The organism is Paracoccus kondratievae, assembly GCF_009301415.1.
Classification (GTDB): Bacteria; Pseudomonadota; Alphaproteobacteria; order Rhodobacterales; family Rhodobacteraceae; genus Paracoccus; species Paracoccus kondratievae.
Window position 1 is genome coordinate 202,845 of record NZ_CP045074.1, and the last position, 11,211, is coordinate 214,055.

11 protein-coding genes are annotated in these 11,211 nt (G+C 61.9%); 5 read left to right on the plus strand and 6 right to left on the minus strand.

All coding sequences use genetic code 11. The features are described from left to right. Window positions 1–3 precede the first annotated feature (3 nt). The 3 genes from F8A10_RS19770 to F8A10_RS19780 all read right to left on the minus strand — a co-directional run bounded on the left by F8A10_RS19770 (window position 4) and on the right by F8A10_RS19780 (window position 2,734). Complete coding sequence (locus F8A10_RS19770; RefSeq protein ID WP_085501678.1) at window positions 4–447, minus strand: SRPBCC family protein; 444 nt, start codon at window positions 445–447, stop codon at window positions 4–6. Window positions 448–463: 16 nt separating this feature from the next. Continuing rightward, window positions 464–1,618: a DJ-1/PfpI family protein gene (locus F8A10_RS19775; RefSeq protein WP_152368282.1), complete on the minus strand. Its 1,155-nt coding sequence runs from the start codon at window positions 1,616–1,618 to the stop codon at window positions 464–466. Window positions 1,619–1,696: 78 nt separating this feature from the next. Next, window positions 1,697–2,734, minus strand: coding sequence for a LacI family transcriptional regulator (locus F8A10_RS19780; RefSeq protein ID WP_010396675.1), 1,038 nt, complete (start codon window positions 2,732–2,734; stop codon window positions 1,697–1,699). Window positions 2,735–2,947: 213 nt separating this feature from the next. Here F8A10_RS19780 and F8A10_RS19785 point away from each other — a divergent pair, with 213 nt between their 5' ends. The 5 genes from F8A10_RS19785 (at window position 2,948) to F8A10_RS19805 (ending at window position 8,484) form a co-directional block, all read left to right on the plus strand. Continuing rightward, window positions 2,948–4,189 (plus strand): ABC transporter substrate-binding protein, encoded by a 1,242-nt coding sequence (locus F8A10_RS19785; protein WP_227493553.1) that lies wholly within the window; start codon window positions 2,948–2,950, stop codon window positions 4,187–4,189. A gap of 117 nt (window positions 4,190–4,306) precedes the next feature. Further along, window positions 4,307–5,200 (plus strand): carbohydrate ABC transporter permease, encoded by an 894-nt coding sequence (locus F8A10_RS19790; RefSeq protein WP_010396671.1) that lies wholly within the window; start codon window positions 4,307–4,309, stop codon window positions 5,198–5,200. After that, on the plus strand, window positions 5,200–6,078 hold the full coding sequence (locus F8A10_RS19795; RefSeq protein ID WP_085501682.1) for a carbohydrate ABC transporter permease: 879 nt from the start codon (window positions 5,200–5,202) through the stop codon (window positions 6,076–6,078). Before F8A10_RS19790 ends, F8A10_RS19795 begins: the two co-directional genes overlap by 1 nt. 5 nt (window positions 6,079–6,083) lie before the next feature. Beyond that, window positions 6,084–7,196 (plus strand): ABC transporter ATP-binding protein, encoded by a 1,113-nt coding sequence (locus F8A10_RS19800; RefSeq protein WP_152368284.1) that lies wholly within the window; start codon window positions 6,084–6,086, stop codon window positions 7,194–7,196. Window positions 7,197–7,245: 49 nt separating this feature from the next. Beyond that, window positions 7,246–8,484, plus strand: a complete 1,239-nt coding sequence (locus tag F8A10_RS19805) for an AGE family epimerase/isomerase (RefSeq protein ID WP_010396664.1) — start codon at window positions 7,246–7,248, stop codon at window positions 8,482–8,484. A 15-nt stretch (window positions 8,485–8,499) separates the two neighbouring features. Here the strand turns inward: F8A10_RS19805 and F8A10_RS19810 are convergent, their stop codons facing one another. Genes F8A10_RS19810 through F8A10_RS19820 form a run of 3 tightly spaced genes read right to left on the minus strand, consistent with a single transcriptional unit; the run spans window position 8,500 to window position 10,926 of the window. After that, on the minus strand, window positions 8,500–9,138 hold the full coding sequence (locus F8A10_RS19810; protein ID WP_029372115.1) for a response regulator transcription factor: 639 nt from the start codon (window positions 9,136–9,138) through the stop codon (window positions 8,500–8,502). Continuing rightward, the gene (locus tag F8A10_RS19815; protein ID WP_152368285.1) at window positions 9,092–10,516 is read right to left on the minus strand and encodes a sensor histidine kinase; all 1,425 of its coding nucleotides are present in this window, start codon (window positions 10,514–10,516) and stop codon (window positions 9,092–9,094) included. Before F8A10_RS19815 ends, F8A10_RS19810 begins: the two co-directional genes overlap by 47 nt. Continuing rightward, entirely contained in the window at window positions 10,516–10,926 is a 411-nt protein-coding gene (locus F8A10_RS19820) for a molybdopterin-dependent oxidoreductase (protein WP_010396658.1), read from the minus strand. Before F8A10_RS19820 ends, F8A10_RS19815 begins: the two co-directional genes overlap by 1 nt. Window positions 10,927–11,211: the final 285 nt, after the last annotated feature.

The following is an 11,211-nucleotide window of genomic DNA, read 5'->3' on the forward strand; positions in this document are numbered from 1 at the left end:
CTGTTACTGGTTGATCTCTGGCTCGACCAGCCGCTTGAGCTTGTGCAGCGAATCCTGCCAGCCCAGATAACAGGCCTCGGCAGGGATCAGGTCGGGAACACCGTCTTGTTCCACATGCATCTCGGTCCCGACGGTGACCGGCGTCAGCACCACCGTTACCCGCATTTCCCCCGGCATGGCCGGGTCGTCGAAACCGTCAGTATAGACCAGTCTCTCGCCCGGAACGAGTTCAAGATAGGTGCCGCCAAAGGAATGGCTTTGACCGGTGGTAAAGTTGCGAAACGACATCCGGTGCCGCCCGCCGACCCGTGCATCCAGTTCATGCACGGTGCAAAGAAAACCATAGGGCGGCAGCCAGCTTGCGATGGCATCCGGCTCGGTAAAGGCGCGATAGATCTTGTCGGGGCTGGCCGCGATCACACGGTGCAGGCGGATGGTGCTGGGCATCGGTTCTTCCTTTCGTTTAACGGCTAAGCAGGTCACTGTCCCATCGGGGATATTCCAGCTGCATGGCGACAATGTCGGCGGTCGCTTTGTCATAACGCGCCAGAACCGCCTCCAGTGCCCGGTCAAGAGCTTGCAGGGGCGGTCCCTTTGGCAAGGTGATGCGGCTCTGTTGCGGCCAGTCAGGGGCGGCAAGATCGGGAATGACCCGGATACCACCCCGGGTCGGCACCGGATCGGTGGTCTTTGCATAGCTTTGGACGCGCGACAGATATGTGCGCGACCAGATATCGGCGGCAAACGCCAAGGCCAGCTCATCCATACCCGGGGTCAGCCGCAGCCCAAGGCTTTCCCGCCGCCACAGGGACAGGCGGTTTTTCAGAACCGTTGTGGCAAAAGGCCGGGTCAGTTGAAACGCGCCGCTTGCATGGCGGGCATCCCACGGCAGCACACCAAGCTCGCGCGCTAAGGCATCGGCCCGCCCGGAACCGGCAATCGCCTGCACCATGGCCAGCGCCGTCGGCACCGAGGCAGTAATTCCGGTCGTCGTCACCACGCCCCGATCAGCAACCATCCTGCGATCCGGCACATATTGAATGGTCGGGCTGCGCGACAACAGCGTGTCCAGATAATACCAATGCGTAGTGGCCCTTCGACCATTCAGCAGACCCGCCGCCGCAACCACCTTGGCCCCCGCACAGACGCCGATGATTGTCGCCCCCTTTCTGGCCTGTTGGCGCAGCCAGTCCAGAATTGCGGGGTCGTCATCAACACGCATGGCAGGGACGATCACATAATCCGCACCGCCAGGATATGCGGCGTCAAACCCGGCAAAGGTCGCGTCCGGTTGAACCCGCAACGCCGGATATAGCTGTACCGGACCGGGGGCGGCGGCAAGTAGGCGAACCTCAGCCACATCGGCGCGGCGCAGGATGCTTGCAGGCAGCAGGTAATCGGTAGTCTCGGTCCCTGCATTCAGCCCCGGTACGGCGATGACGGGCCGGGCGCGACGGGGCTCTAGCGTCGTCAGCAGCGCGTCGACCTCGGCCTGTGGCACCGGGGTGGCGGTCAGCGCGGATGGGGTGCCGGGCAGTCTGGCCATCCAGACACCAAACCCCGCCAGCGCCAGAAGCGCGAGCGCAATCACGGCGTAAAGCATGCGGGCTCTGGTCATGGCGGGTCCTCCCTCCGCCCTGGGGACGCCTTTGATCCAGCCTAGCAGGCCGGGCGCATGGGACAAACAGGATCTGGGTCAGGGCAGCGCCGGCCCGCCGTTCTGGGGCAGCGGGGCCATCTGCCTTTCAACGCGTACCGACTGGACATGGCGCAGCTTTTCGGGCTCTTCGCCCTCGATGCGGCGCAAAAGGAAACCTGCCATCAGATAGCCTGTCTCGACCAGATCTTCGTAAAAGCTGCTGATTCGCGGGCGGATCATGTCAAAAACGCCCGAAGTCTGTTTCACCGCCAGATGCACATCCTGCCCCGGCCGCAGCCCCGCATCATGGATCGCGGCCATGGCGGCAAGACCCGAAATCTCGCCCGGCAGGACCAGCCCATCCGGCGGATCAGGGCCGCGCAGGATCTTGCCGATCACCGCCGCAAAGGCCCCGCCCTCGGTATCCAGCGTGACCCCCGGCAGCACCCGCCCCGCCGTGCCAGTCGCCACCCGAAACCCTTCGAGCAGATGGCCGCCAAAGGTAAAGCGCGGATCAGGCAACAAGATTGCGGGACGCCGCGCCCCTGCCTCAAGAAGCGACAGCGCCGCGCAGCGGGCGAATTCGTGATTGTCGAAATCGACAAAGGGATGGACAAAGGGCAGCTCGGTCCGGCCATGGCTGACAAAGGGAAAGCGGATCTCGGTCAGATAGCGCACCCGGATGTCCTGCGGCTCGGTACGCGAAAAAATCACCCCGTCGGCAAGACGGTTGCGCACGATCTTGCGAATCAGCCCGTCGCGCTGGCCCTCGAAATCGGGCAGCACCAACAGGTGATACGAGGTACCGTGCAGCGCGCGGGTGATGCCCCGGATGATCGAGGTGCTGAAACCCAGAACCTCATCATGCGGGTTCAGGACCAGAATGATCGTGCCCGTCCGCCCGGTGCGCAGGCTGCGCGCGGCCCGGTCGGGCGTATAGCCCAGCTGCTCGGCCGTGGCCCGCACCTTTTCCCGTGTTTCGCGCGCGATCAGGGGATCGTCTGACAGGGCGCGCGATACCGTTCCCAGCGACACGCCCAGATGGCTGGCGATGGTGCGCAGGGTCGGTCTGGGCCGCACGTCCTTTCCCGTCATTGTGTTCCTCCTTGCCCGGGCGGGCGTCCTCCATCTGCGCCCTTTACCCCTTGCCTGCAATGCCGCATCCGCCCTCTGGCGCGACAGAGGGTCATGATAGCAGGGCTTTGCCGATGCCGTCACGCATGAGGAGTGCTTGACTCGCAATAATTTAAAACGTTAAAAATTTTGCACCGGAACTTCCGGTCAAGGGAGGTAATCATGCTCAAGCAAATGCTTCGGGGCGTCGCCCCGATCGCGGTCATGGCGGGCCTGGCCACGCCGGTCATGGCTGAGGATGTCGAGGTTTTGCACTGGTGGACTGCGGGTGGTGAGGCTGCGGCGCTGAACGTGCTCAAGGAAGATCTGGCTGCCAAGGGCATTGGGTGGGTGGATATGCCTGTTGCGGGCGGCGGGGGCGAGGCCGCGATGACCGCGCTGCGCGCCCGTGTAACCGCCGGTGATCCGCCGACCGCGGTGCAGATGCTGGGCTTTGACATTCAGGACTGGGCGGCCGAGGGCGCGCTTGGCAACCTCGACGAAGTTGCTGCCGCCGAAGGCTGGGACAAAGTGATCCCCGAGGCGCTGCAGCGTTTCTCGAAATACGACGGCCACTGGATTGCCGCCCCGGTGAACGTGCATTCGACGAACTGGGTCTGGATCAGCAAACCCGCGCTGGAGGCGACCGGCCTGGGCGAGCCGACCTCGTGGGATGAACTGGTCGCCGTTCTGGACAAGATGAAGGAAAACGGGATCACCCCCGTCGCGCATGGCGGTCAGCCCTGGCAGGATGCCACTATCTTTGATGCGCTGCTGCTGGCCGAAGGACCCGAGTTCTACAAGGCGGCCTTTGTCGATCTGGACCCCGAGGCGCTTGGCGGCGCCAAAATGGCGTCGGCCTTTGACCGGCTGATCAAGCTGCGCGGCTATATGGACGACAACTTTTCGGGCCGCGACTGGAACCTGGCCTCTGCCATGGTCATCAACGGCGAGGCCGGGATGCAATTCATGGGCGACTGGGCCAAGGGGGAATTTCTGAAAGCCGGCAAGGTGCCGGGCACCGATTTCGTCTGCATCCGCTTCCCCGGTACACAGGGCTCGGTCACCTTCAATTCGGACCAGTTCGCCATGTTCAACGTCAAGAGCGAGGGCGAGCTTGAGGCGCAAAAGGCCATGGCTTCGGCCATAGAAAGCCCTGCATTCCAGGCGGCTTTCAACACCGTCAAGGGCTCGGTCCCTGCCCGTACCGACGTGCCTGACACCGATTTCGACGATTGCGGCAAAAAGGGCATGAAGGATCTGGCCGAAGCCAGCGCGAATGGCACGCTGTTTGGCTCGATGGCGCATGGCCATGGCGCGCCGACCGCGGTGAAAAACGCCACCTATGACGTCATCACCGCCGCGCTGAACGGCGAATATGCCGATGGCGCAACCGCTGCAAAGGCTTTGGCCGACGCGGTGGCCGCTGCCCAGTAAACACCATCCATGGACGGAAGGCGGTGCGCCGCCTTCCCTTCGCGCGCCCGGTTCAAGGCGCATTCCAACACCGACAGGAACACGACCGCGCCAGCCAAGCGCGGCAGGAGGAATGGCATGTCTCCGCCGACTTCTGCGGATTTCCGCACCCGCTTGCAGGACTGGCTGCCCCGGCTGGTGCTGGCCCCGTCCTTTGCCACGACCCTGATCTTTGTTTACGGGTTTATCCTTTTCACGGTGCTGCTGTCGTTTACCGGGTCAAAGATGCTGCCGAACTGGTCCTTTATCGGGCTGGATAACTATGTCCGGCTGTTCAAGCTTCAGCACTGGCATATCGCGCTGAAAAACATCGCCGTTTTTGCATCGCTTTACATCGTGATCTGCACGGCGATCGGCCTCGCTCTGGCGATCTTTCTGGATCAGAAGATCCGGGGCGAGGGGATGTTGCGCCCGATCTATCTTTATCCGATGGCGCTGTCTTTCATCGTCACCGGGACGGCCTGGAAATGGTTCCTCGACCCCGGGATCGGGCTTGAACATGTCATGCACCTGTGGGGCTGGGAAAGCTTCAGCTTTGGCTGGATCAAGAACAGCAACATGGCGATCTATTGCATCGTCATTGCGGCGGTCTGGCAGACCTCGGGCTTTGTCATGGCGATGTTTCTGGCCGGGCTGCGCGGGATCGACAATGAGATCCTGAAGGCCGCCCAGATCGACGGCGCCTCGAACTGGCAGCTTTACCGGCGCATCGTCATTCCGCTTTTGCGGCCCGCATTCCTGTCGGCCTTCGTGATCCTCAGCCACCTTGCGATCAAAAGCTACGACCTTGTCGTGGCACTGACGGGCGGAGGTCCCGGCCGTGCGACCGAGATGCCGGCGACATTCATGTACTCCTATACCTTCACCCGCAACCAGATGGGTGTGGGCGCAGCCTCGGCGGTGATCATGCTGATGACCATCGCAGCGATCATGGTGCCCTATCTTTATGCCGAACTAAGGGAGAAACGCTGATGTCCGCGATCCGCCACGAGACTGCCGTCTCGACCGGCCGCACGGCACGGGTGTTTCTGTATCTGGTGCTGGTGCTTTTTGCGCTGTTCTACCTGCTGCCGCTTTACGTCATGGGCGTCAACTCGGTCAAACCCCTGCCCGAGATCACCGGCGGGAACATGATGGCCCTGCCCAGGGCCTGGACGCTTGAGCCATGGCGCGCGGCCTGGTCCAGCGCCCAGATCGGGGTGCAGCCGACCGGCCTTAAGCCCTATTTTCTGAACTCGATCCTGATGGTGGTGCCTGCCGTGGCCATCTCGACCATCGTCGGGGCGCTGAACGGCTATATTCTGACCAAATGGCGCTTTCGCGGTGCGGACTGGGTCTTTGGGCTGATGCTGTTTTCCTGCTTTATCCCGTTCCAGATCGTGCTGATCCCGATGGCGCTGATCCTTGGCAAGCTGGGACTTGCAGGCAGCATCCCGGGGCTTGTCCTTGTCCATGTGGTCTACGGCATCGGCTTTACCACGCTGTATTTCCGTAACTATTACGCCGCCTTCCCGACCGAGCTTGTGCGCGCGGCGATGATCGACGGGGCAGGGTTTTTCCGCATCTTCTGGCGTATCCTACTGCCCGTTTCCGGCCCGATCGCGGTGGTTTCGGTGATCTGGCAATTCACCAATATCTGGAACGACTTTCTGTTCGGCGCCTCATTCGGGGGCACCTCGCAGCCGATGACAGTGGCGCTCAACAACCTCGTGCAATCCTCGACCGGGGTTAAGGAATACAACGTCCATTTCGCCGCCGCGATCCTCGCGGCCCTGCCGACGCTGGCCGTCTATGTAGTGGCGGGGCGCTATTTCGTGCGTGGCCTGATGGCCGGTTCAGTCAAGGGATAAGAGCCATGGGCTTTCTGGAAATCCGCAATACCACCAAATCCTATGGCCCGGTCGAAATCCTGCACGATATCGACATCAGCGTCGAAGAGGGCGAATTCCTCGTGCTGGTCGGCCCCTCGGGCTGCGGCAAATCCACGCTGCTGAACATGATCGCCGGGCTTGAGGACATCACCTCAGGCGAAATCAGCATCAAGGGCCGGGTGATGAACGGCGTTCACCCGTCGAAACGCAACATCGCCATGGTGTTCCAAAGCTATGCGCTTTACCCCAACATGACGGTTGGCCAGAACATCACCTTCGGTCTTGAAATGCACGGCACCCCCAGGGCCGAGCGGGAAAAGGCGCTGGCCGAGGTCGCCAGGCTTTTGCAGATCGACCACCTGCTTGACCGCAAGCCGGGCCAGCTTTCGGGCGGCCAGCGTCAGCGCGTCGCCATGGGCCGGGCGCTGGTGCGCGACCCCGATGTGTTCCTGTTCGACGAGCCTTTGTCGAACCTGGACGCCAAGCTGCGCGTCGACATGCGCACCGAGATCAAGAAGCTGCACCAGAAGCTGAAGACGACCATCGTCTATGTGACCCATGACCAGATCGAGGCGATGACGCTCTCGACCCGGATTGCGGTGATGTATCAGGGTTATGTCCAGCAGCTCGGCACGCCGAAAGAGATCTATGACACGCCCGCCAATGTCTTTGTGGCGACCTTCATGGGGTCTCCGGCGATGAATATCATCCCGGCGCATGTGGTGATGCGTGAAGGCGTTCCCCATGCGAAAATCACCGACGCCGATGGCAATGAGGTTCTTTTGCGCTTCAGCCAGCCGAACCTTGCTGAATGGGACGGTCGCGAGATCCTGCTGGGCATCCGCCCCGAGGCGATGACCGATCCCGAAGGCGCCGACCGGCAGTCCGCGAACATCCAGACCCTGACCAACCGCGTCAGCGTGACCGAGCCGGCGGGTTCGGACACATTTGTCACCATGGTCCTGGGCGGCAAAGAGGTCGTCGCACGGATGCGCGCCGATGCGCTGGTCCGACCGGGACAACGCTTCGACTTCGCCGCCAACATGGAAAAAGCCATCGCCTTCGACCCAAAAACAGAAAAACGGATCGCGCCGTAACGGACGCTGCCTCATTCCCGAATGCCCCACAGAGATGACAAGGACCGACATGCCCGCCAACGCCCTGCCGCAGGACGACACCGACCAATCCCCGTGGCTAAAGGACCCGCGCCATCGCGACTGGCTGCTGGCCGATGCGCGGCGGCAGTTTCAGTTCTTTGACGCCAGCGTGAACCCCAAAGGCGGGTTCTTTACCCTTGATCTTGACGGCCGCCCCCTGCCCGACCGGCTGCAAGAGCTGCATACGACAACAAGGCTGATCCACTCTTACGCATTGGGGATGCGGCTGGGCCAACCCGGCGCAGACAAGATCGTCGATCAGGGCATGCGCTATCTGTGGTCCCATCACCGCGACCCCGTCCATGGCGGCTATGTCTGGGGGGTCAAGGACGATGCCGTCGCCGACGGGCGCAAGCTGGCCTATGGACATGTCTTTGTGCTGCTTGCTGCCTCAAGCGCGCTGGAGGTCGGTCATCCCGATGCGAGAAGGCTGTATGAGGACGTCAGCGAGGTACTTGAGCAGCACTTCTGGGAAGAGGACCCCGGCCTGTTCTGCGACGAATGGAACCGCGACTGGACGCCGTTTTCCAGCTATCGCGGCATGAACGCCAATATGCACGGGGTCGAGGCGCTGCTGGCCGCCCATGAGGCCACAAATGATGCACAGCCCCTTGCCCGCGCCGGCCGCATCCTTGAGATGTTCACCCAGCGGATGGCCGCGACGCATGGCTGGCGCATCCCCGAACACTACACCGCATCATGGCTGGTCGATCCCGATTATGCGGGCGACCCGATGTTTCGCCCTTCAGGCACGACCCCTGGCCATTCCTGCGAATTCGGGCGGCTGTTGCTGCAATGGTGGGATCTTTCGGGCCGGCCTCAGGGTGACGCGCCTGAACGCGCCCGCCGCCTGATCGCCCGCGCGCTGTCCGATGCCTGGGATAAGGCGCGGGGCGGTATGGTCTATACGCTGGACCTTGACGGGAAGGTGGCGATTGACGCGCGCTACTGGTGGCCGGTGACCGAGGCGATCGGGGCGCTTTCCATGCTGATCAAGCTGGACCCGCGCCCCGAAGATGAGCTTTGGTATCGCCGCCTGTGGCGCTTTGCCGATGAAAAGCTGATCGACCACCGCCGCGGCGGCTGGTTCCCCGAGCTTGATGGAAACGACCGTCCGGCAATGACCCAGTTCAAGGGTAAGCCCGACATCTATCACTCCGTGCAAGCAGCCCTGTTTCCGCTGACGCCGGGCCTGTCCCGTCACATGCACGAACTTGGGGCGCTATAACTGCAGGGGCTGGGGCTAAGTTCTGTTTGTCGCGCTAAGCCCCAGCGAAATAGCGATCCGGGCGGCATCGGCGCGGTTGTTGATCCCAAGCTTGCGGTACAGCTCTTTGATGTAATGGCTGACCGTGTGTTCGGAAATCTCAAGCCGCGCGGCGATGGCTCCGGTTCGCGCGCCCTGCCCCAAAAGCGACAGCACCTGCTCTTCGCGCCGTGACAGGTGAACGTCCAGAGGTTCACCCAGCGGCACCATGCCTTCGCGCAGGCGATGGGCAAAGGCCAGCGTATTCTCGATCTTGAGATGCAGCAGATCCAGATCGACCGGCTTGGTCAGGTAATCGACCGCCCCGGCACGCAGCCCCTCCAGATGAGGTTCGCGGTCCGACAGTGCGGTCAGAAAGATGAAAGCCGTCGTTTCGGCCAGTCTGTCACCGTCGCGCAGGTCGTTCAAAAGCTCAAACCCGCTGCGCCCGGGCAGCATCACATCGCATAGGACAATGTCGGGACGGTACTCGGCCAGAATCGCCTCGGCCTCGTCGCTGTTCGTCGCTGTCAGGACGTTATGCCCTTTGGACGACAGCTCTTCTTGCAATTCCTCAAGGAGGAACTCTTCATCCTCGACACAAAGAATGGTCGCTGGTATGCGACTCCGCCCCATCCGCCTGACCCCCCGCAGCAGGCACGGCAATGATGAACTCGGACCCCTCGCCCACCTGCGAAGTAAAGGTTACTTCGCCACCGTGTAGCGAGACTATATCACGCACAAGACTAAGGCCAACCCCGACTCCGGGCAGGCGATGCACATTTGGCGCACGGTAAAACTTGTCGAACACGACCGCCTGCGCCTCGTGCGGGATACCGACGCCGCTGTCTTTCACCCGGCACAGAACGCGGCCGTTCCTGCACGATGTCTCAAGCCGGACCGGAGCGGGGGCTTCAGAGTATTTGATCGCGTTTGACAGCAGGTTCAGCACCGCTTGTTCAAGCAGCACCGGGTCGGCGTCAATCAGCAGCGCCGTTTCGGCCAGCGATACCTCAATCCGGCGCGCAGGGTTCGCCTGCCGGATCTGATCGGCAGCAACTGCGGCGATTTCATTGAAATCTATCAGGCGGCGGGACAGCGAGATGTCCTTGCCCTCGACACTGGCCGAGGCAAGAAAGCTGCTCAGCAACCGCTCAAGCCGCTCGGCTGCGTCAAGGATACGGCTGAACTTGCGCCGCAGCGCATCCGAAAGCGGCGCCGAATCGTCACGCAACTGGCGCTGCGCGATCATGTGAATGATCGACACCGGGGTGCGGAACTGGTGCGAGACGGTGACGATAAAGCTGCGATAGACGTCCTTGGCGCGGCGCTCGACCTCCAGCGCCTCTTGCAGCTCGAAGGTGCGGGCAATGACGGTTTTTTCCAGCTCTGCGCGATGGGCCTGCAATTCCTGTTGCGCACGTATTGATCGCCGCATGTTGCGCCACAACAGGCCGGCCATGACCACGCCCGAAACAAAGGTGCCAAGCGCAGCGAAGCTTAGCAGTTGAAACATACGCTGCAGGGATTCCCGGCGGGCCTGACGCTCGATCCGCTCTTTCAGGACCAGGGCATTGGTGATGTCGCGCAGGATCGACGACAGCGCGGAGAAACGCGGAATCAGTGTCCCGATCTCCGCAAGGTCAAAGTCGCTGGCCGAGATGACCGCGTCGATGTCGTCCAGCATCGCCTTGACCTCGGTCACCTGCGGGCCCGCGCCGATGGAACGGAAATATTCGAACTGCGGCCTGTCGGTCATCAGCGCGATGCGGCTGTAGAGAATGTCAAACCGCAGCATCACCTCGTCGTAGTCGGCTTTCAGCCCATAGCGATAGAGGGTGACCAACATGTTCTGGGCCTCGCGGTCCGCCTGAGTCGCGACCCACATGTTGCCTTCGGTGATCTCGCTGCGGAATGCGCGGTCGATATTGACGATCTGCGTCAGAGAATAGATGAACAGCACCACGAAGCTTGCAATGGTCACCAGCGCGAAATGGGAACCGCGCAGGCGCATCACAGCACGATGATCTCGGACAGTTGCCAGATCCAGCGTTCGTCAACGACGGCGTTTTGCAGCTCGAGGTACTGGTCGCGGGGATAGATCAGCCACAACGGGCCCTTGTCGCGCACCCGCATCAGCTTGCCATTCATCTCGCGCGCGATGATGAGGTTGTAATCCCAGGCGTCGCTGGCAGGAACCACAATGCCAAAATCGTTCAGCGCCTTCATCAGCAGGTTGCGGCTGATCAGGTCCGAACGGGTCATGCCGCCCTGGGTCAGCACATCCTTTAACCGGGGACCCCGAAAGGTCTGGACGCCGTCTGTCCAGCGCGTTCGGGTCGCAATCTCGTGCCAGGCCAGATCGGCAATATCCTGTTCGGAAAGCTCTCGCACCTTGCCGGCAGGTTCGGTGATGGTCAGCATCGGCCGGTTTTCGGATGCGCGCAGCGGCGATCCGGGCAAAAGAGCTGCCGCAGCACCGGAAAGAATAACGGATCTTCTGCTGGGACGCGGCGCGGGCGGGTGATGCATTCGAGCCATCTCCGAAGCCAGGAACATAACAGATGAAGATATGGCATGCGCGGGTCGGGGTACAACCCACGCATGCCATTTCATCACATTCGGCACCAAAGGCCGACACTCATTACGGCAATGACTATCTAAAATAGCGTCCCGCCGGTTTGCTCGTGTAAATGACACGACCTGAGC